This window comes from Paenibacillus sp. IHB B 3415 (assembly GCF_000802655.2).
Classification (GTDB): domain Bacteria; phylum Bacillota; class Bacilli; order Paenibacillales; family Paenibacillaceae; genus Paenibacillus_AQ; species Paenibacillus_AQ phytohabitans.
This window is the reverse complement of record NZ_JUEI01000050.1, coordinates 1-20,473: the sequence shown is the minus strand read 5'-3', so window position 1 is coordinate 20,473 and position 20,473 is coordinate 1. Positions and strand designations below refer to the sequence as shown.

18 protein-coding genes are annotated in these 20,473 nt (G+C 48.5%); 2 read left to right on the top strand and 16 right to left on the bottom strand.

Translation table 11 applies throughout. The features are described from left to right. The first annotated feature begins 7 nt into the window (after positions 1–7). A complete protein-coding gene (locus QW71_RS21180; RefSeq protein ID WP_039303273.1) occupies positions 8–949 on the top strand; it encodes a transcriptional regulator in 942 nt (313 codons plus the stop codon). Positions 950–1,077: 128 nt separating this feature from the next. Here the strand turns inward: QW71_RS21180 and QW71_RS21175 are convergent, their stop codons facing one another. The 4 genes from QW71_RS21175 to QW71_RS39100 all read right to left on the bottom strand — a co-directional run bounded on the left by QW71_RS21175 (position 1,078) and on the right by QW71_RS39100 (position 5,290). Continuing rightward, positions 1,078–1,353 (bottom strand): DUF6171 family protein, encoded by a 276-nt coding sequence (locus QW71_RS21175; protein WP_039303270.1) that lies wholly within the window; start codon positions 1,351–1,353, stop codon positions 1,078–1,080. A gap of 16 nt (positions 1,354–1,369) precedes the next feature. Beyond that, positions 1,370–2,866, bottom strand: a complete 1,497-nt coding sequence (locus QW71_RS21170) for an alpha-N-arabinofuranosidase (protein ID WP_039303269.1) — start codon at positions 2,864–2,866, stop codon at positions 1,370–1,372. 254 nt (positions 2,867–3,120) lie between these two features. Then, complete coding sequence (locus QW71_RS21165) at positions 3,121–3,813, bottom strand: class D sortase (protein WP_039303266.1); 693 nt, start codon at positions 3,811–3,813, stop codon at positions 3,121–3,123. Beyond that, complete coding sequence (locus tag QW71_RS39100) at positions 3,806–5,290, bottom strand: ice-binding family protein (protein WP_160311829.1); 1,485 nt, start codon at positions 5,288–5,290, stop codon at positions 3,806–3,808. The genes QW71_RS21165 and QW71_RS39100 overlap by 8 nt, the downstream gene beginning before the upstream one ends. A 265-nt stretch (positions 5,291–5,555) precedes the next feature. On the opposite strand from QW71_RS39100, the gene QW71_RS21150 reads away from it, so the two are divergent. After that, a complete protein-coding gene (locus QW71_RS21150; RefSeq protein ID WP_039303260.1) occupies positions 5,556–5,966 on the top strand; it encodes a peptide deformylase in 411 nt (136 codons plus the stop codon). A gap of 123 nt (positions 5,967–6,089) precedes the next feature. On the opposite strand, the gene QW71_RS21145 is transcribed toward QW71_RS21150, so the two are convergent. From QW71_RS21145 to QW71_RS21090, 12 genes are all read right to left on the bottom strand, one after another. Further along, complete coding sequence (locus tag QW71_RS21145; RefSeq protein WP_047013895.1) at positions 6,090–7,031, bottom strand: 5'-3' exonuclease H3TH domain-containing protein; 942 nt, start codon at positions 7,029–7,031, stop codon at positions 6,090–6,092. 130 nt (positions 7,032–7,161) lie between these two features. Beyond that, positions 7,162–8,088, bottom strand: a complete 927-nt coding sequence (locus QW71_RS21140) for a bifunctional diguanylate cyclase/phosphodiesterase (protein WP_052770120.1) — start codon at positions 8,086–8,088, stop codon at positions 7,162–7,164. Between the two features lie 10 nt (positions 8,089–8,098). Beyond that, positions 8,099–9,811, bottom strand: coding sequence for a methyl-accepting chemotaxis protein (locus QW71_RS21135; protein WP_052770119.1), 1,713 nt, complete (start codon positions 9,809–9,811; stop codon positions 8,099–8,101). Positions 9,812–9,896: 85 nt separating this feature from the next. After that, on the bottom strand, positions 9,897–10,625 hold the full coding sequence (locus tag QW71_RS21130) for a response regulator transcription factor (RefSeq protein ID WP_039303257.1): 729 nt from the start codon (positions 10,623–10,625) through the stop codon (positions 9,897–9,899). Next, the gene (locus QW71_RS38145; protein ID WP_052770118.1) at positions 10,622–13,843 is read right to left on the bottom strand and encodes a PAS domain-containing hybrid sensor histidine kinase/response regulator; all 3,222 of its coding nucleotides are present in this window, start codon (positions 13,841–13,843) and stop codon (positions 10,622–10,624) included. The genes QW71_RS21130 and QW71_RS38145 overlap by 4 nt, the downstream gene beginning before the upstream one ends. 144 nt (positions 13,844–13,987) lie before the next feature. Beyond that, on the bottom strand, positions 13,988–14,461 hold the full coding sequence (locus QW71_RS21120) for a chemotaxis protein CheW (protein ID WP_039303254.1): 474 nt from the start codon (positions 14,459–14,461) through the stop codon (positions 13,988–13,990). A 774-nt stretch (positions 14,462–15,235) separates the two neighbouring features. Beyond that, a complete protein-coding gene (locus QW71_RS21115) occupies positions 15,236–15,601 on the bottom strand; it encodes an arsenate reductase family protein (protein ID WP_039303251.1) in 366 nt (121 codons plus the stop codon). 457 nt (positions 15,602–16,058) lie between these two features. Further along, a complete protein-coding gene (locus QW71_RS21110) occupies positions 16,059–17,129 on the bottom strand; it encodes an RluA family pseudouridine synthase (RefSeq protein ID WP_039303249.1) in 1,071 nt (356 codons plus the stop codon). Further along, the gene (locus QW71_RS21105; RefSeq protein ID WP_039303246.1) at positions 17,126–17,692 is read right to left on the bottom strand and encodes a cob(I)yrinic acid a,c-diamide adenosyltransferase; all 567 of its coding nucleotides are present in this window, start codon (positions 17,690–17,692) and stop codon (positions 17,126–17,128) included. Before QW71_RS21105 ends, QW71_RS21110 begins: the two co-directional genes overlap by 4 nt. A gap of 140 nt (positions 17,693–17,832) precedes the next feature. Then, positions 17,833–18,711 (bottom strand): class I SAM-dependent methyltransferase, encoded by an 879-nt coding sequence (locus tag QW71_RS21100; RefSeq protein WP_052770117.1) that lies wholly within the window; start codon positions 18,709–18,711, stop codon positions 17,833–17,835. A gap of 16 nt (positions 18,712–18,727) precedes the next feature. Continuing rightward, the gene (locus QW71_RS21095; protein WP_039303244.1) at positions 18,728–19,612 is read right to left on the bottom strand and encodes an alpha/beta fold hydrolase; all 885 of its coding nucleotides are present in this window, start codon (positions 19,610–19,612) and stop codon (positions 18,728–18,730) included. A gap of 32 nt (positions 19,613–19,644) precedes the next feature. Further along, positions 19,645–20,289 carry a TetR/AcrR family transcriptional regulator gene (locus QW71_RS21090; protein ID WP_052770116.1) on the bottom strand — a complete coding sequence of 215 codons (645 nt, stop codon included), beginning with the start codon at positions 20,287–20,289 and terminating at the stop codon, positions 19,645–19,647. Between the last annotated feature and the right edge of the window lie 184 nt (positions 20,290–20,473).

The window sequence follows — 20,473 nt, the reverse complement described above, 5'->3', positions numbered from 1 at the left end:
GCAGCGCATGAAACTTGATCTAACCGAACAATCTTTACCCGTGTACGAAGCGTTATCCAGCGCTGTGCGCCTGCAGATGCTGCGGCTCCTGTCCGAACAGCCGATGAACGTCAAGGAACTGGCCGGGGCGCTGAAGCTCAGCAGTGCCATTATGACGATGCATGTGCGCAAGCTGGAAGCTGCCGGGCTGATCCGCAGCCACATGGCTCCCGGACGCAGCGGACTGCAGAAGATTTGTACACTGGCCGCCGAGAGTGCTGAGATTATTTTCCCCGGACAAGCCAGAACACAGCGCAGAGGCTACCGTAAGGAAATTCCCGTGGGCCACTACTCTGATTTCCAGATTGAACCGACCTGCGGATTATCTACAACCGAGCGGGTAATCGGCAACTTTGACGATCCGCGGTATTTCTGGGATCAGGAGCGGGTGAATGCAGGCATCCTGTGGTTCGGCAAAGGATTCGTGGAATATAAAATCCCGAACTTCCTGCTGTCCAGCCAGAAGCCTGAGGAGCTGGTCATCACGATGGAGATTGCCTCCGAAGCCCCGTCCATCAATAATAACTGGCCCTCCGACATCACCTTCACACTGAACGGGCAGCGGCTCGGCTTCTGGACCAGCCCCGGCGACTACGGGGACAGCCCGGGCAAATACACTCCTGCCTGGTGGCCTGCACTCACCAACCAGTATGGACTGCTTAAGCAGCTGCGGATTACTCCGGCGGGCACGTTCATGGACGGTCAGAAGCTGTCAGAGGTTACGCTGGAGCAGGTCGGTATCCGTGATAAGCAGTGGACGTTCAAGGTCTCAGTGGAAGAGGATGCGGAGCATATCGGCGGCCTTACCTTATTCGGCAAGGGGTTTGGCAACTACAACGAGGATCTGGTCTTTGAGCTCTTTTATACGGATGCTGTTGAAGCTTCGGCAAGTGCCAGCCGGACGGAATGACCAGGACTGGACAGCAAACAGCGGCAGCGGGAGACCTTAAGCTCAGGTCTCCCGCTGGGAGACCTTAAGCTCAGGTCTCCCGCTGCCGCTGTTGTGGTTACGGGTGTATTGCAGGGCAGCTTTGCAGTTTAATCAGTCACCGGCTGCCACAGGCCGCCGCCCGGCAGCGGACATCCGCGTGCCTTCAGCCGGGCCACAACCGGTATAATACAGCCGCAGGCAATGCAGGTTACGCCATCCTGCAGCTTGGGACAAGCTCCGCATAGGGCAACCCGCTCGGCATAGACTTCGTCCGGGGCTGTATTATCCGGATTGAACATGGAGGAGGCGAGAATCCGGGCAATCTGCGCTTCCGTCACCTTGTAATCTTCCCGGCATCCCTTGCACGCTGAGGTTGTAGTCATGCTGTGCTCCTTCTCGTTAAGCTCCCGGAGTAATTGCCAGTACTGTCACCGACATTGGCGGCAGTTCAACCGTAAGCGTGTCGCCTTCAAGCTGGAAGGCGGTGAACGGCTGCGGTACTACCGCTTCCGGCTGCTCGAAGGTATTGTGGGCATCGATGGAAGACCCCGCAAGTGTAGTGCCGCTTACGGCTGCTGACTGTCCAGCCAGTCCGCGCAGCTCCAGCGGCAATACTGCCGGTGCAGCGTGATTCAGGTTGCACAGGCTGACGTGAATGACGCCCTCTGCTGTTACGGAAGCTGAAGCAGATACTTCAGGAATCTCCACGCCCTCATAGCTGTAAACCGGGCTGTCGATCGTCAGATCCAGCAGCTCCGCATCCTGATGTACTTTATACATATTAAATACATGATAGGTTGGAGTCAGAAGCATTTTCTCGCCTTCGGTCAGAATTACAGCCTGCAGCACGTTTACGGTCTGGGCAATGTTCGCCATCCGTACACGGTCGCTGTGCTTGTGGAAGATATTCAGGGTCAGACCGGCAACCAGCGCATCACGGATCGTGTTCTGCTGGTAGAGGAATCCAGGGTTCGTACCGGGTTCCACATCATACCAGGTGCCCCATTCATCAACGATCAGGCCCACTCTTTTGTCCGGATCGTATTTGTCCATAATGACACTGTGGCGGGTAACCAGCTCATCCATGAACAGCGCCTTCTTCAATGTGTTGAAATATTCATCCGTTCCATAGCCGGTAGCCGCACCTTTATTAGCCCAATCCGAAGTCGGCAGGGTGTAGTAATGCAGGGTAAGCGAATCCATGAAGCGGGTGGCTTCGCGCATCAGTACTTCGGTCCAGTTATAGTCATCCGAGTTCGCACCGCAGGCGATCCGGTGAATCTTGTTATCCCCATAGTTGCGCACATAAGTCTGATATTGGCGGTACAGGTCAGCATAATACTCAGGACGCATATTGCCGCCGCAGCCCCAGTTCTCATTGCCCACGCCGAAGTAAGCTACACTCCAGGCCTCTTCCTGTCCATTCTTCTGGCGCAGCTCAGCCATCGGCGATACACCGTTAAAGGTCAGATACTCAACCCACTCGGACATCTCCTGTACCGTTCCGCTCCCTACATTGCCGTTGATGTACGGCTCACATTCCAGCATGGCGCAGAGCCGCATGAATTCATGTGTACCAAAATGATTGTTCTCAACCGCACCGCCCCAATGGGTATTGATCATGCGCTTGCGTTCTTCACTTGGGCCAATGCCGTCCTTCCAGTGATATTCATCGGCGAAGCAGCCGCCCGGCCAGCGCAATACGGGAATCTTCATTTCCTTAAGCGCTTCCACCACATCGTTACGGATACCGTTCGTGTTCGGAATCGGTGAATCCTCGCCAACCCAGATACCTTCATAAATACAGCGGCCCAGATGCTCAGCGAAATGTCCGTAGATGTTGCGGTTAATTGTGCCTTTGCGGATGTCAGTGTTCAGTACAATGCGTTCTGCCATTTCAGTTAACGCTCCTCTTTAAGTTAATATATTTGTTAATCATTTAACACTTATATTAATATTATAGTCAGGCTTCCGCTGGTTCGTCAATCTTTAAATTAAGTGGCTCGTGCACCGTTTCTTAAGAATCCTTCCATCCATCGCTGCAGTGGCGCATAGGATAAAGCACTGCTTTGGGTGGTCAGACCCGTTTTCCCTCCAAAAAAATCCCTTGACACCGAGCTGTCAAAGGATAAGGGTACGCCGAAAGATCTTCATGTTGTGGGGGAACGGACTTCAGCGATCAGGTCTGCGATGAGAATATAACGGTCGGGAGCCGCGCCGATAAAGTGAAAGGGATAGCAGGTACTTACGGTTAGGACAGCGTGGTCTGTAGGTACAATAATCGTTTTATCGTCTTTATCAACAATCCGTATAGCACTTATCTTATAGGTGAAAGAACCCGCTGATGTATCAACGACAAGCTCGTTTCCTATTTCCAGTTCGCCTAATTTAGCAAAGACAGTATCCCGGTGTCCGGATAGAACCGAATTGTTATTCTCACCCGGCAGGACGCTTTCCGAGAAATGTCCAATTCCCTCCTCCAGCTCATCCTCGTCTGTCCCGTGTATAATCGGAAGAATTTGCTGTAAAGCCGGAATTTTCAGCTTTCCGATAACATCGCCTTCAAGCGGCCTTATGGGATAAAGGATATCCTCCTGCGGCGGTATGCTGCTGGAATCGCTTCCTTCTACCGGAACGGCGATGCTGCTCTTTACACTATTGCGCAGATCAGCCTGAATTGGGATTCGATCAGTATTCTCATTATAAGCAACGGGAACGGTTTGCGCCTGGATATGAATCAGGGCCCAAGAGATAGACAAGATCCCCAGAATCATTGATCCCAGGGAGATAATGTATATCTGTTTTCCGGCTTTTACTTTGTGCTCAGTGTGCCGTTTATTCACGAAGCTTTCTCCTCCATAAGATTACTCCTCCCATTATGGTTAATAGAGATCCGGAGAGAAGCAAGTTGTACCACGGCGTCGCGGTAGCCGGAAGCTGGCCTCCGGTGACTGTAGGTACAGATACGGGAACCGCCTCAAACTTAAACACTGTTCCGTTATGGGAAGTGAATCTCACCAGAATATTATAAGTCCCTACCGGTGCTTTAGCGATCCTATAATTGACACTTTCAGTTCCTTCTATATTGTATAACTTCCCCCCCAGATCGAAATTCCACACTCCTGTTTCTTCTTGATTATCAGGGAGCTTTGCATCAATAATCATATCCCCGTCCGGAAGTAAGCCTACTTTAACCCATTCCGTTTCAACAATCCAAGCAGGCACTGCCGGCAGCTCCGCAGGAGATGAAGCAGCAGGAGTATTGACAGGTGAAGCAGCGGCGCCTGGCGTTGCTGTAGCCTGCATTGGTGCTGCCGTGGCCGGCATTAGCGTTACTGTTGCTGGTATTGGCGTTGCCGTAGCCGGTATTGGTGTTGCCATGGCCGGTATTGGCGTTGCCGTAGCCGGTATTGGTGTTGCCGTAGCTGGTACTGGCGTTGCCGTAGCTGGTACTGACGTTGCCGGTATTGGCGTTGCCGTGGCCGGTATTGGTACTGCCGTAGCTGGTACTGGCGTTGCCGTAGCTGGTACTGACGTTGCCGTAGCCGGTATTGGCGTTGCTGTGGCCGGTATTGGCGCTGGTGAATCTGTTTCTACAGGCGGTTGTACCGGTGGTTCCACAGGCGGCTCCTGTACACAAGCTGGAACGGTAATGTTAGACGGGCCCGGGCCAGTGAATGTAACTGCATCTTGTGACAGAATTCTGCCATTTATAATAGTATTGATACCAACCGTTGTTGCTGAAGATTGACTCAATAAACTGCCTTTGAACTCCGTATTTGCCGCGAGTGTCGTGGCCCCGTTTACCACCCAATAGATATTACAGGCTTGTGCCCCGTCTGTTAATAGAATCTTCGTACCGGCTGTTGTATCCAATGTCCCTGCAATTTGGAAGATAAAAATATCATCACCGCTAAGAGTTACATCAGCACTGATATTAACTGCACCTGGATAATTATATATACCGGGCAGTAGGATTTCGCCTCCCAGATCCGCTCCAGCCGTTCCATTAACAGTGGGCACCTGTGAATTTGCATACCCAATGGCATTTCCCAAATCAATGTCAGCAGCATGATAAACACTATCATCTAAATAATTATTCCCATTCGTTATATGTGGAATTACGGTCTGAGTAATAGCTCCCGTATCTCCGGAAACGGAAGTCTCAACCGTTGTCATCGTCTTTGCGAGTAGCCCGAAAGTGGCCGCTGAACCCAAATTCATGTCTATTACCGCAGCTGAAGCGGGCAGCAAAATTCTGGAGAACGACAGCGTGAAAAACAGCACAATTGCGGTGAGTCCTAGATATTTCAGTTTCATACGCATGCTCCCTTTTTGTTACCAATTTTTACCATTATATACTTATTAATTCTACAGTAGTCTTGTCGAATAAGCAAAGTAAATCTGTAATTCCGCACCATACACGATATCCCCCCCGCTGAACCCCAATGCACTGCAAAAAACCACCAAATACCCGAAAGTGTCTGGCGGCTTTACATTATTGTTCCGGCAAGATTCATTTCACTGTCCATACAAAAGATGATATTATGGCAGTGGCAACCAAATAAAACACATGGAGAATACTATGATCAGACCCATATGTAAAGATATGACGATTCTAAGCCAGAAGTCCACACCGGCAACTAAAGAGGATTTGCCAGTGTTAGATGACCTTCTGGATACCTTGCGGGCGAACGCAGACCGGTGTGTCGGCATGGCGGCTGACATGATCGGTGTCAACAAGCGCATAATCGCCTTCAGCATCGGACAGATGAATATTCCAATGATCAATCCGGTCATTACTAAACGTGCCCATCCGTATGAAACCGAGGAAGGCTGCCTGTCCCACGAAGGCGTACGCAAAACTACTAGATATGAATCCATTGAGGTAGAGTACTGCGACCATAATTTCAAGCCGCAGAAGCAGAGCTTCACCGGCTTTGCTGCACAGATCATTCAGCATGAGATCGATCACTGCGACGGAATTGTAATCTGAGCCCGGCATATGGTATTCATTTGTTAGGGAGAACACAAAAAGACCCCTACGCGAGATTTTCGCGAGGGGTCTTCTGCTTGTTCAGGAGGCTCTGGCCTGCCTAAGCCTATAACTAAGCTCTTCTTAGCCCAAATCTCCGAGTTCAATCTGTACGATTCCCCGGTCATCCCGGACCTCGGCGATCCCGCCGATCAAATGCATCAGGCTGCCGAACTCCAGCTCATTGAACTTGCGTGCCGCAGTATCCCGCTGCAGTGCCCACAGGCAGTCCGCCAGTTCGCAGACCACAGGCACATCGCAGCGGATTTCCGCCAGCTCTCGCGAGAGATGCAGCATATCGAGGTCAGCCTCGATTTTGGCCCGCACGCCTTTGGGCAGCAGATGCAGATTCTCAATGACACCTTCCACGGTGCCGTATTCGGTCAGCAGCTTGGTGGCTGTTTTCTCACCGATGCCCTTAACACCGGGATAATTATCGCTGGTGTCGCCCATGAAGCCCTTCAGGTCAATCACCTGTGCAGGGGTGAGGCCACGCTCAGCAAGGAGTTCCGCCGGATCATACACTTTATAGTTGGAGCGGCCTTTTTTCATAATCACGACCTTGACGCTGTCATTCACCAGTTGCAGCATATCGTGGTCACCTGTGAGAATATAGACCTCCGACTCCCCGCTGTAGCACGAAGCCAGTGTACCGATGCAGTCATCTGCCTCATAACCAACCAGACCGATATTCGGCACGCCCAGCTCAGCTACCACGTCTTTCACAAGATCAAACTGCGGGATCAGCTCCAGCGGCGCGTCAATCCGGTTCGATTTGTAGCCGTCATACTTCTCCGTACGGAAGGTACCTTTGCCCATATCCCAGCAGCAGACCACATGTGAAGGTTCAAACGTACTCACCGCGTCGAAAAAATACTGCAAAAATCCATACACCGCATTCGTCGGAAGCCCGGCGCTGGTCTTGCGGATATATCCTCCATAAGAGGTAGCATAAAAAGCCCGGAACAGCAGAGCCATTCCATCAACGATCATTACCCGGCCCTTAGTTTCTGTTACTGCGCTCATGTGTAACCTCTCCTTGTGCATACAATTTGCATTGCGCCTCTAGGAGTATTCTATCAGAAAACTAGTAATCTTATAAGAGTGCATCCAGATTCCCACAGCTCCAATCATTGGGAGGCCCGGCCGGAATTAACTACTGTAGCACCAAATCATAGTCAAAAATCCCTTCGGACGCCAGTAAATCTTCAAAGTCTCTCACTGTTAAGGGCCTACTGTACAGGAATCCTTGAACCTCATCGCATTTATAATCAGACAGAAGCTCTAGTTCTTCCATTCGCTCCACCCCTTCAGCTATGACCTTCATACCCAGATTGTGTGCCAGGAAGATTAAAGAGGATACAATCGCCTGATCACAATTGCTGCTTATCATTTCACGAATGAAGATCCGGTCAACTTTGAGTGTATCTATTGGAAAATACTTAAAATAACTTAAAGAAGATTGTCCGCTTCCAAAATCATCTATCGCGATACTCACACCGGTTGCTTTGATACTTTCTACGGCTGCAATCATGCTCTCCGTATGGGTCAGAAATCCGCTTTCTGTAATTTCAAGTTCCAGCCTGTGTGGATCTACGCTGGTTTCACGTATAATTCCAGAGAGGATGCTTGGAATATCATCCATCATCAGTTGCCTGACGGACAGGTTTACTGAAATACGAATTGCTGACGTTAAATGCTCCTCCCATTTGTTCAACTGTCTGCAGGCAGAGAGGAGCACCCATTCACCAATCGGACAGATGAGCCCCGTCTCTTCAAGGATAGGAATGAAAATCTCGGGGGAGATCATTCCGAATGTGGGATGCTCCCAACGTAGCAATGCTTCAGCGCCCACAATTTTCTGTCTGGGAACATCGACCTGTGGTTGATATACGAGAAAAAATTCTTCATTTTCGAGCGCATGGTGTAAGTCTTTCTCAAGCTGCTGCCGATAAAGAGGCTCCTCTGCTTTTGGGACATTGCTGATAAGTTTCCGAAATGACTTCCTGTAAGCAGTTACTCTTAAAAAAAGATAAATACAAATACCGGCGGATACAATGAATTTCAGAATTATTATCAGCATATTCTTTACCTTAATTCCTATAAATCTTGAAACCGTTTAAATTGTCGTACAAATCCTCGGCCATTTGGGCTAAGGAAGCTGAGGATGCTGATATTTCTTCCATTGATGCTAGCTGTTCTTCTGTTGCTGCTGCAATATTCTGCGTGCCGGAGGCAGAAGTTTTGGCAGAAGTATTGATCTCTTCCACCGAACGAAACACTATTTCTGTTCCTGCAGCCAGATCCTGAACTTCATTTGTGACTTCCCTGATCTGGGCGGCGACGTTATCCACAGACTCTTCAATCTGTGCAAATGCTTGCCCTGCCGAATTCACAATCTCGATCCCGCTCTCAACCTCTTTAGACGTGCGTTCCATGGATCGGACAGCTTTGCCTGTTTCCGACTGAATCGTACTGATCAGGACAGATATTTTTTGGGCCGATCCTGCTGATTGCTCAGCCAGCTTGCGGACCTCATTCGCGACAACCGCAAAACCCCGGCCATGTTCTCCAGCCCTGGCCGCTTCGATTGTTGCGTTCAGCGCGAGCAAATTGGTTTGTGCTGAAATCCCTGATATAGTGTCTACAATCTGACCTATCTCTTCTGACTGCTGTTCTAAACCATGAATAATGCTGTTCAGCTCTTCAATCGCCGCATAGATTGAACTCATTTGACTCACAGCTGTATAGACCGCTTCATTTCCCTCCAATGATAGATCTGAAGTCTGTGAGGCTGTTTCAGACATGTTCTGAGCATTCCGTTCAATAAGCTGAATACTGTCCTTCATATGTTCCATTGTTCTGGCCGTTACTTCAACCGCATGAACCTGTTGATCTGCACCTCCCGCTACTTCTTGAACGTTTGCCGCAATATTTTCACTGGCTGTGCTGGTCTGTTCCGCATTTGCCGTAAGCTGCACAGAGAACGCCGCAACCTGCTGCGAAGTCTCTGTAATCTGCCCGAACAGGTTTCTTAATACCTCGAGCATAGTATTGAGAGAATACGTCAGTTGCCCGAGTTCATCTCTGGAACGATAACTTGCTTCTCCGGTGAAATCTCTGTTCTCCGCTTCTTTCATAAGCTTCTGTACAGCCTGCACCGGTTTTACAATCATCCTTATGATGATAATTCCGACAACAGTGCAGAGCAGACAAAAAGCGATGGACAGGATGTTTGATAACAGAATGCTTTGCTCCCCTTGTTCGCGGACCAAAGTGTTAATGGCAGCGGCACTATCCTTAAGTTTGTTTTCCAATGTGTCACCTAAAGTAAGCATTACATTCATTGTGGGTACAACATTATTTTTATAATAATCATAGGCTTCCACATTGCGATTAACAGCCCCCAAAGCAAAGGCTTCCTGCATGGAACGGATGTATACAATAAATTCAGTTTTAATATCTTTTACAAGCTTTTTCTCCTCTTCGGTGATCCCATTCACAAGCATTCTATCCAGAATATTTGAATTCGCATTCACTAGGCTATCGAATTTTATTTTTAATTCCTTCGCCTCTTGATTTGTACTAGTCTGCATGGATTGGAACAGAATGCTTTCCATCGCTCGGTTGCCGGTACGGTAATTTAGAAAATCTGCTTCCGGCACCATCCGATCGAAATACATCGCGTTAGAATTATCAACCATTTTCGTCAACGATACATATCCAAGAGCAGATTGTGCAACCATGGCTACAATAAAGACTCCGATCAACAGAAACAGTTTTGTTGCTACTTTTAGATTACGCACAGTTCTATCCCCTTCCTATCACTTACATCTCCCTTTCATGATAGAGCAGAGGTATTAAAACATTTCTTGTAAAAGTATTAGGAATCTATGTCTTTTCTTCATATTCATTGAATTTATTCAGCGAAAATTTATAGCCTATTCCCCAAACTGTTTTAATATATTTCGGATTTTTGGGATCCAGTTCAATTTTATTCCTGAGCTTCATAACATGCACATCAATTGAGCGTTCATTCACTAATGTATGGATTCCACGCAGATAAATAATTAGTTCCTCCCGCGAGAACACCCGCTCCGGATGGTTATAAAGGAGTTTCATAATTTCAAATTCGGTAAAGGTTGTTTCTACTATTTTCCCTTGAACTTTAATGGACCGGTATTCATGTTCAATAACAATGCTTTTATCTTCCGGTCTGGAAATTGAATGACTTCCATCAGCCTCTTTATAATTTGATCTCTGATACGCTCTCCGTAAAATGGCATTCATTCTGGCTAACAGCTCCTTCATGCTGAAGGGCTTGCATAAATAATCATCCGCCCCGGCGTTTAAGGCTTCGACACGGCTCATGACTTCGGTATTCATAGAAATAATTACGATGGGCACCACAGATTCTTTACGAATCTCTCTGCAAACCTCAATGCCGTTTAAGTCAGGCAGCACTAAATCAATGATCACAAGATCGGGTTGCATTTCCTCAATAAGAGCAAGTCCTCCGGTTCCTGTATCTACTCTGTAAACTGTATTGCCTTCTTCTGCAAGATACATCTTTATCATATCGCCGATAATCATGTCATCCTCAATAAGTATTACTTTCATAATAAAACCCTCTCATGATCAAGTACATCCTTGCTGTCACCAGGATATGCATTATCTAAATAGTGCTGTATAGAAGAGATGATCCCCAGAAGCTCATCCTCCAAATTGTCCAATCCATTCTGGAGATCAGCATCCTGCTCTAATTCCCGTTCAAGCCTCACTGCAGCTGTCAGCAGCCGGTCGGCACACAGATTCCCTGCCACACCCTTAAAGGTATGAAGCATCCGATGATATCCAGTTAAATCGTCATTGTTCAGGGCATCCCGCAGTTGTTCAGCAAAAAGCTTATAGTCACGAATAAACACAGTGAACATATAACGTACAATATTTTCTTTTCCGCTAACTCTTTGCAGAAGCAATTGATAATCTATTCCTTTGACACGTCTGTTCAGTAACGCGATTAGTGCATCGACCTGAAGCGGCTTGGTCAATACACCGTTCATCCCAATGCGGTAATACATTTCATGCTCTTCCTTTACAGTATTTGCAGTCAGGGCTATGACGGGCAGGTGGTCATACTCTTGGTTCTGCCGTATCCTCTTCGTCACCTCAACCCCACTAAGTTCAGGCATATGAATGTCCAGTAAAAGCAAATCCCATCCCCCATGTTCCAGTAAAGCTAGAGCCTCCCTGCCATCATTTGCTGCGGTTACCTCAAAGCCGTATGAAGTCAGAAGCTCTGTGATAACAAGCTGATTAATTTCGTTATCTTCTGCTAGCAGAATTTTCCGCTGAAGCCCGGGTAAGGAAAGCTTCCCGCTACCCTTAATCTCATGCGATGAATCTGGTTCATTCTTGAACAAGGCGCACATGGCCAGGTACAGGCCGTTACGGCTAACGGGCATTAGAATTAGAGCGTCCGGCTGCAGACTCGCGGGTAATTTCGAAATCCCGTCACGTACCCCTGCCGTTGAAATAACAACATAGCGAACGGGATGTGTATGATATATTTTCTGAAGCTGCAGCCATTCGTTCACTCCTTCCCGCTCATTCATACTTAAATCGACCACAATCACTTCAACAGGCAGACGAGAATAAACAAGATCCGATTGTTCACATGCCGCAACATCAAAGTTCATTGATTCCAGCATAGAGCATAATCCGTTTCTAACCGCAGCATTGTTCTCAATGACAAGAACTCTGGTTTGCGAAAATTCCATTCGCTTCTCCCGCTGAAGCAATTCATCCGATCGTGCATATTCAAAGGGAATGGTAAAGGAAAACTTACTGCCCTGCCCCGGCTCGCTGCTGATTTCAATATCTCCTTCCATCAGTTCGACAAAGTATTTGCAGATCGGAAGCCCCAGGCCGGTTCCACCACTCATCTGTCTGGAATAATGTCTGACCTGCATGAAGGGTTCAAATAGATGATCGATCTGATCGCGGGTGAGCCCGATGCCCGTATCTTCTACCGAGAATTCCAGATGAATACTATCTTCTTCATATCTTACGGGTTCAACCTTGACGTATATATGCCCCCTATCTGTAAATTTAATGGCATTGTTTATCATATTGATAAGAATTTGTTCAACGCGCAGAGAATCACCATAGAGCATCTCCGGAATATCCGCCGATGTATCAATAATGAACTTTAGCTGTTTCGATCCGAGAAGCACGGCAAGAATATCCGATAATTCCTGCATCAGCTGATGCAGATTAAAATTAACCTTTTGCAATTCAATTTTACCGGCCTCAATCTTCGAGAGATCAAGAACATCATTAATAATACCAAGCAAGGTATGGGACGAGGAGAGAATTTTGTTCAAATAATCTTTTTGCACCGGAGACATTTCCTGTCTAGTCAAAAGCTCCGTGAGACCTATGATTCCGCTAAGCGGGGTACGTATTTCATGGCTCATGCGGGCAAGAAACTCGCTTTTTGCCTTATTAGCTTCGTCTGCCGCCCTGCTTTTCTTCACATGGGTAATATCATGCCCAGTGGTTATAACCCCTATTACTTCCTGTTTCATGTTAAAGAACGGAGACAAAGTGACATCATACTGATGCTCTCTCCTGGCTGATCTAAAGCTGTATTCAAATCTCTCCATCGTTCCATTTGAGATGACCTGTCTGAAGTAATAGAACCATTGCTCAACATGCTCACCCGCTGGCATCTGTTCTGTTATCATTGTCCCAATCAGGCTCTCAGGCGATATTCGAAGCGTCTCGGCCACTTTATTATTTACAGATGTAATTCGTCCCTGCACATCAAACCACACTATGAAATCCTGGGTGCTCTCCACAAGTGAACGGTATAACTCCTCACTCTCTTTAAGCTTCTTCTCTGATTCCGTCCGCTGGGAAATATCTATAACAGAGCCGATGATAGCGCCAACGATGTTATCATAGAAAACTGGATTCAGATTGATAAGCAGCGTATGCTCCTTAAATAATATTTCAAATGTCTGCGGTTCTCCGGCCCAGGCCTTTTCCTTTTGAATCTTCATAAAAATACTTAGATCTTCAGGGAATAAATCCAGTCTATCGAGTGTCTTGCCGATGAGTTCACTGGAGGAAATCCCCAGTTCAACACACAAGGCACCTCCGGCGATTTTATATTTGAATTCTTCATTTTCTTTGGTCAATTTATAGATTAATCCAGGCTGCAGATGAAGAATCTCTAACAGATCGCTTTGCATCTCATCGAACCGTTGCTTCAGCCTCTGGGCATTGCACATATAGAATAACTTTGCCGCGATAAATAACCCGGATGCCTCATACACGGCCAAAAATTGCAGACTGGTGGATAAAGAATGTGAGTTGTCAATAAACTTATAAAATAATATCAACAGAAGATTGGTCACGGTGACTAAGATGATCCACTGCTTCCAGAAGGAGTGAATATAGCGGATGGTTATATTGCAAACAATAAAAATGATGGACACATCAATAATCCCCACTATCATCATCTTTATGGATGGCTCATAAATAAGACGGGGAAGGATAATTAACAAAGCCGCCAATGCTGATGCGAATGGGCCGCCAATGGAAGCAGCAATGAGTATGGGGATGGTACTCAGGTCCGCAATCAGGCAATTATTAAAGGGATGACTAACAGCATATATTAGAATGACGCCCACAAGGCCCTGGTATATCCCCACTTTCCAAGTGTAGCCTGTTAAAACCCTCAGATTAATGTTTACCCTCATCATAAAGTGCTCGAAAAAAAACGTAAAAAGCGTCAACAGGCAAAAACTGAGAATCAAATCACGAATCAACTCACTACCACCTTATAAATACATTATTGGTTTGTATTTGGCAATTTTAAGATTAACATGATTATATACAAAAAATGTCGAACAATATACACCGTTCGACAAAATGCCACACATTTCAACATTTGTTTGATATTTTACAAACACTTAGTCAGCAGATATAGTCTCTATCACTTTTTCAAAGTCCAGAAGAACAAGCAGCTTCCCCTCGACTTGCACAATCCTCTGACTAAACCCGCGCTGCACTTGTACGGCCTCAAGAGTCTGATTCATCTTCGCCGGATTAAACTGATTGATTCTCAATGCCTCATGGACATGAAACGCGGCAGCCTTATTATTCTTCATCTCAGCAATAATATATTTGCCCTGTATCTGTCCAGTTCTCCTTGCAGAAGGATACCCGAAACATTTAGCCAGGTCTATGACTGCAATGGCTTCTCCACGGAACTGAATCAGACCCTCCATGTAAGGATGTGCTAATGGAACCGGAGTAACCGGAATAGTATTAATAACCTCCCTTACTTGCTGCACATACGTACAATACAGATCATTGCCTAGCAGAAACTCAACAATTCCGACTTCTTCTGTATCCGTTACTGGTAATAATCGCCGTACTGTCATTTCCTCGCCCCATTCATTCAATATCATTGACACTATATAGATTGAACTTGGAAAATTGAGGAGGAGGAAGGAGTGACGAAGGGGGATTTTGGAACTGAAGGAGCGATAGCGATCGCCTTAGTCTGCGGATTTCCACCGCGAACAGCAGTATAATCATGAAATCTGCAGACAACAGCGGCCGGAAGTCCAAATATTCACCGCAGTGGCGACTGATTCTTCACTCTAAAATCTCAAGTACAATCTATATAGTATGAGATTTAACTATAAATCCAAATTGTTATATAACATGTTTATATGCTATTTAATTTCTGTTTGATAAATTAACACAAAATACATATTACCCTTGCAATAAATTCAGGATTGCTCATATGCAGACAAACAATTTGCATCAAAATTTAATCCATAAACAAGGAATGGGATTTCTTTGGGCTGGAGGAAGATATCCAATATAAGCGCGGCAAAGTGTGGAAGGAATTTCAAAAATGTATATGGCTTCAAACAGGGGGACTGGAGACTATTGCAATAGCAATCCTGAAACTTTCCGAATGGAATTAGGACTGGTTCTAAAGGGGGATTCTGGAGGTTTCGTACGTATGCCGTTATCTTCCCCTTGCTGCTTTTTGATGCTTCGGTGATCAAACGAAGCAAGGGGACAAGAAAGGGCAGCCAAACATAAACATGATATGGGATCCAGTATTGCTGCAATGCTTAAACAAGAAATAAAAAAGGAAATCTTATGGAACGCTGCATTAATCAACTGGATCGAACCGAATTTTAGGTGTTGCTCCAGGCTTCAGCGTACTGCTCATCTTTGTAGCCGACTGTAACCTTCCAGCCGTCAGTGACAACCGGACGCTTGATCAGCATCCCGTGGCTGGCAAGCAGCTCAAGCTGCTCATCTTCACTGAGACCGGCCAGCTTGTCCTTCAGATTAAGTTCCTTGTAGACCTCACCGCTCGTATTAAAAAACTTCTTCAGCGGCAGTCCGCTGTTCTTAAGCAGCACGCGCAGCTCTTCCACTGTGGGCGGCTGCTCGGCAATATTCTGCAAGTCCAGCTCATGCTCCTGCTCCTTGAGCCACTTCACTGCGGCGCGGCAGGTGCTGCATTTCGGATATTGATACACCTTCAATTGACTCATATGGTTCTCCTTTTATTATAAGCGCAGCGGCAGTGCTGCAGTGCGCTGATTATTAGAGCTGCCGGCGCAGCCACGTTCGTGGGCCGGATGGGCCGGAACATTGGTGCACCTGCGTTGCTACGTTTAACCACCACTCTAGCCGCCTATTCCGTTAAAGGCATCTGGGCTATGTGCTGAGCGATTCGGAATTAAGTGGAAATTGTACATTTATTTAGCATAAATTCGCAGCTTAATAGGAATTAGTTGGATTTTCAACACTTAATTGAGCGCATTCGATACTTTTCGGCCAAACCTCTGAAATTAGTTGTACTTTTTCCACTTGTTGGAATTAGAGTGGAGAAACAGCTAAGAATAAGTGCAGTCTCGCACTTATTTCACAATCTCAGCTGGCCCCTGGCTGTATTGGCCTGCGGAATCCTAAGCGGCCCCTCCATCTAACGGCTGCCAGCTGAGACCGTTATTCCCTGGCCGCAGTCTCACGCAGCTTCGCCTGCAGCAGCGCCATATCCGGCGGCAGCGGAGCTTCGAAGACCAGATCGGCATGCGTGACCGGATGCCGGAAGGACAGCCGCACCGCATGCAGCGCCTGGCGCGGAATGGACGCGTCCAGCTCCGCGATCTCCGCCAGCTGCGCCGCTTCCACGGGCGACAGCTCCGCCTCTTTGCTCTCTCCGCCAGGCAGCACCAGCCCGGCCTCCCGCTCTCCGCCGCCCAGCGGAACGAGCCCGCCTGCCGCCTGCCCGCGGGCATACAAAGGGTGACGGTACATGCCGTCACCGATCAGCGGGCAGCCGATCGAGCTCATATGCACCCGGATTTGATGGGTGCGCCCGCTCTCCAGCTTCAGCTCCACGCGCGAAGCCGCGCGTGGATAGACCTCCTTGACCTCGTACCGGGTCAAGGAAGGATAACCATCCGGCGTCACGATCCGCCGGTGCGGCTCCAGCGGGTCGCGGTCGATCGGACCGTCGATGTCGCCGCTGGGCACAGCGGGAACACCGTGCACAAAAGCAGCATACCGCTTGTCCACCGTCCCGGCGATCATCTGCTCGGAGATATGCTGATGGCTGTACGGGTTCTTGGCAATGACCAGTACACCGGAGGTCTCCTGGTCCAGGCGGTGGACCGGGCGAAAGCGGACCCGCTCCCCCTTCTCCGCCCAATAATGGACTACTCCGTTCGCGAGGGTCTCCGTGTAATGGCCATTGGTCGGATGGACAATGATCCCCGCGGCTTTGTTCACGACTAGCAGATGCCCGTCTTCATATAGAATCTCAAAAGGAATCGCCTGCGGCAGAATATCCTCCGACGTCTCTTCTTCCATCCGGATCTGTACCTGATCTCCGCTGCTTACCTTGACGCTGATATAGACACGCTCTCCGTTCAGCGTAATCCCGAGGTCTGTCATCTTCAGACGGGACAACAGCTTACGGGAGACATCCATCCGCTTCTGCAGGATGGTTTTGAGCAGCCAGCCGTCTTCAGACGGCGGCACCCTATAAGTAATCGGCGGATAGTAGCTGGTCATTTGTTCCGGAACACCTTTTTGCTGCGCACATACTCTACCTCAGCAACCTCCTGGCGTGTATTGGCAGCACGGGCCAGCGCGAAGAAATAATCAGAGAGTCTGTTCAGATAGACAACAGCCTCCGGGTTAATGTCCGCACTCCGTCCCAGGGTCACAGCCCGGCGCTCCGCACGGCGGCAGACCGTCCGGCAGATATGCAGGACCGAGGACAGCTGGCTTCCGCCGGGCAGAATGAAGCGCTCCAGTACCGGGTTCTCCGCCTGCAGCACATCGATCCAGCCTTCCAGACGTACGGCCATCTCGCTTTTCACCTTATATTTGTTCTCGCTCAGCTTCACGAACGCCAGGTCCGAACCACAGTCAAACAGCTCATGCTGGATCTCCAGCAGCTGCTCCCGGACATCTGCAAACCGCTCGTCTTCCATCAGACTCCGTGCCTGGCCGACGAAACAGTTCAGCTCGTCTATGGTGCCATAAGCCTCGACGCGGACATCGTCCTTGCCCACACGGCCGCCGATGACTGAGGTTTCCCCTTTATCCCCCGTACGCGTATAGATCGCCATCGAATTTCCCTCCTAAGTTGCAAATCACATAGTAATAGTGTAATCGTTCTTATGTATGTAGGCAAACAAAGATAATCATTCCTGACATATAAATAACTCCCTAATGAGCTAATATGGAATGTACCCGATCCCCACCCCGCCTACGGCTTCCGGAAAGTAATGCAGTACATCAGGCCTTTGCATACTTCCTTATAATCGATCTCCAGCATATCCTGCGGAATGAGTCCAAGAACCCCCGGCAACTCCTCCCCCTGCTGAAAATACCCCTTAACCACCGGCACCTTCCCGTACGTTCCCTTAACCAGCTTCTCTGTCTCATCGGCAATCATCAGCCTCGTGCCCGGCTTCGCCACCCGGATCATCTCCAGCACCGCAGCTCCCGGATCACTGAAATAATTAATTCCGCCGACATGGTAGACACAATCGAAGACGTTGTCCTTAAAAGGCAGCTTCTCCGCCTGTCCCTGGAACAGATGTCCCTGAAGCTTCCAGCGACGCAGATTGCGCACCGCCTGCTTCAGCATTCCGCTGGAGATATCCAGTCCGTACAGCTCTGCCTGTACACCCAGATAGGGGAAATTATCGCCGCTGCCCACCGAGGTTTCTAGTACCCTGTCACCGCCATGCAGCTCAAGGGAAGACAGGAACTGCTCTCTGTAGCTGCGTTCCCCGCCGAATTTGAGAGCGAAATAAGCTTTGTTGGACAGCCGGTAGAAACGCGCTATCCGGTTGTACAGCTCAAGGTACTTTTTGTTGCTGCCCTCGGCATCCGCTTCTCCCAGGAAGGCGAGAAAACCCTGCTTCAACGGATACTTACGCCCGCTCTCCGGATTAACTGCTCCTGTTCCTTCCAGCTTCAGCTCATCATGGGTATATGGGTCCTGCAGCATTTCTGCCTGTAACATGAATATCATCCTCTTCTTGTCAGAGTTGCGTGAATATTCATTATATGCCTGCGGCAGGAGTCCGCCATCAGGCCCCGGGTCCACCTCTTCCTCCGCCCCGGGACGTACAAGCATTACAGCAGCCTCATATTCACTGTCCTAGCAGGAATCCTATCAGCTCCCGGTTGACCCGCTCCGGCTGTTCATGATTAATGCCATGCCCGGCCTCCGGGATGACCGCATAATGAAACCCGTCATCCTTAAGAATCCCTGCGAATTCTTTCTTATGCTCGAGCTTATAATCTCCCAGCAGAAAATATAATTTATCCCTGACAGCAACCGCTTTGTCTTTGTCATATCGCTGGAGCTTATGGGCAAACATGGCCTGCTGATTATGGTTTTTCATCAATAGCACCAGATGCGCACCGACTTCAGGATGTTTGTCAAACAATCCGGAGGCGGGCGAACTGAGCTTCCGGGCTACTTTGAGCAGGTTGCCTCGCGTAGGTATCATTATTTCCGGGAACATCATCAGCAGCGTCTGGATCATGCTTTTTAAAGGAGCCGTGACCATCCCGCCTTCCATACAGACTGCCCTAAGGACTCTTCCAGGCTCGTTAACCGTATAATTGTAGACCATGTACGCTCCATTCGATACACCTGCTGCATAGAACTGTTCCAGCTTCAGTCCATCCGCGACGCTGTTGATCCAATCTACCTGATTAAAATTCTGCTTATTGAACCTAGCACCCGGCAGGCTCTTCCCCGGCCCTCCCAGCGTATCCACCGCAATGCAGTAGAAATGCCGGGACAGCTCCCGTATATTCAGCAGCCACATCACCGCCGAATTATCGCCTACCCCATGAAACAGGAACAGGGGCGGCAAACCGGCCTCACCCGCCGTTATACAATGTGTTGTCCCGTACGGGGTCTCGATATCCAGCTCCCGAACCTCCGTCCCCCAGTCCCCGAGCAGCTCATTATAGGAACGGAGAACCTGTTCTTTGCCGGCATCACTTTTAAATACCCTGACCATGGCTAATTCCACCTTTTCGGATATGGGATGGGCTAATGATCTCTTTTCATGAAGCGCAGAACCAGTTCTGTTGAGGGAAAAGGGGCAGCAGCTGTGGCCTGTACCCTCGCTATGCCAAGTCCCTGGATGAATGAGAAATAGGCGACTGCGATTTCAACCGGATCACCCGGAATAATTTCCCCTGCCTCCTGCCCGGCGATGATCAGGGGAACGAGATGCTCGAACGGCTTCATAATCTTCTCCTTCGCAACAAGCTTAGCCTCCTCCGGAATAGCTTCCGAGGTTGCCGTCTGCAGCAGAATGAGCCGGAAGTGCTGCAAGGCAATACTGCCTTGGGACAGGAAGGCCTCGGTCAGCCAGGTAATCCGCTCCATCGGGGTTCCGTCCAGCTCTGCTGCATATTGCACCGACATTCCGGCTCCGTCCGAAGCCAGCTCAACAATCCTGGTGAAGATATCGTCTTTGGATTTGAAATACATATAGACATACCCCTGGCTGAAGCCTGCACTGGCGGCGATATCCTTGATTTTCGTCCCGGCATAGCCTTTCCTGGAGAAGACCTCGACAGCATGATAAATGATCTGACGGATCGCCTTGTCCGGAGCCAATTGCTCAAAGCCCTCAATAAATTTACGTTCCAGCAATTTGCCGTTGTCACTCTTGCTGTTATCACTCACGATTCCCATCTCCTCCCGAAATGAATGACTGTTCATTCATTTTACTATGAAAGGATATTTATGTAAAATAAAAAACGGGAACGGCTTTGCCGCCGATAAGTTATGGCATCCAGCAAATCAGTTCATTCATATATTCAGAACAAAATCACCCTAACGGGTGAATAACGTTCTAGCCAGCGGTTAT

Coding starts and splice junctions, on each gene's coding strand:
- QW71_RS21180 (WP_039303273.1), top strand. CDS start 8: ATGAAACTTGATCTAACCGAACAATCTTTACCCGTGTACGAAGCGTTA.
- QW71_RS21175 (WP_039303270.1), bottom strand. CDS start 1,353: ATGACTACAACCTCAGCGTGCAAGGGATGCCGGGAAGATTACAAGGTG.
- QW71_RS21170 (WP_039303269.1), bottom strand. CDS start 2,866: ATGGCAGAACGCATTGTACTGAACACTGACATCCGCAAAGGCACAATT.
- QW71_RS39100 (WP_160311829.1), bottom strand. CDS start 5,290: ATGAAACTGAAATATCTAGGACTCACCGCAATTGTGCTGTTTTTCACG.
- QW71_RS21150 (WP_039303260.1), top strand. CDS start 5,556: ATGATCAGACCCATATGTAAAGATATGACGATTCTAAGCCAGAAGTCC.
- QW71_RS21145 (WP_047013895.1), bottom strand. CDS start 7,031: ATGAGCGCAGTAACAGAAACTAAGGGCCGGGTAATGATCGTTGATGGA.
- QW71_RS21140 (WP_052770120.1), bottom strand. CDS start 8,088: ATGCTGATAATAATTCTGAAATTCATTGTATCCGCCGGTATTTGTATT.
- QW71_RS21130 (WP_039303257.1), bottom strand. CDS start 10,625: ATGAAAGTAATACTTATTGAGGATGACATGATTATCGGCGATATGATA.
- QW71_RS21120 (WP_039303254.1), bottom strand. CDS start 14,461: ATGACAGTACGGCGATTATTACCAGTAACGGATACAGAAGAAGTCGGA.
- QW71_RS21115 (WP_039303251.1), bottom strand. CDS start 15,601: ATGAGTCAATTGAAGGTGTATCAATATCCGAAATGCAGCACCTGCCGC.
- QW71_RS21110 (WP_039303249.1), bottom strand. CDS start 17,129: ATGACCAGCTACTATCCGCCGATTACTTATAGGGTGCCGCCGTCTGAA.
- QW71_RS21105 (WP_039303246.1), bottom strand. CDS start 17,692: ATGGCGATCTATACGCGTACGGGGGATAAAGGGGAAACCTCAGTCATC.
- QW71_RS21100 (WP_052770117.1), bottom strand. CDS start 18,711: ATGCTTGTACGTCCCGGGGCGGAGGAAGAGGTGGACCCGGGGCCTGAT.
- QW71_RS21095 (WP_039303244.1), bottom strand. CDS start 19,612: ATGGTCAGGGTATTTAAAAGTGATGCCGGCAAAGAACAGGTTCTCCGT.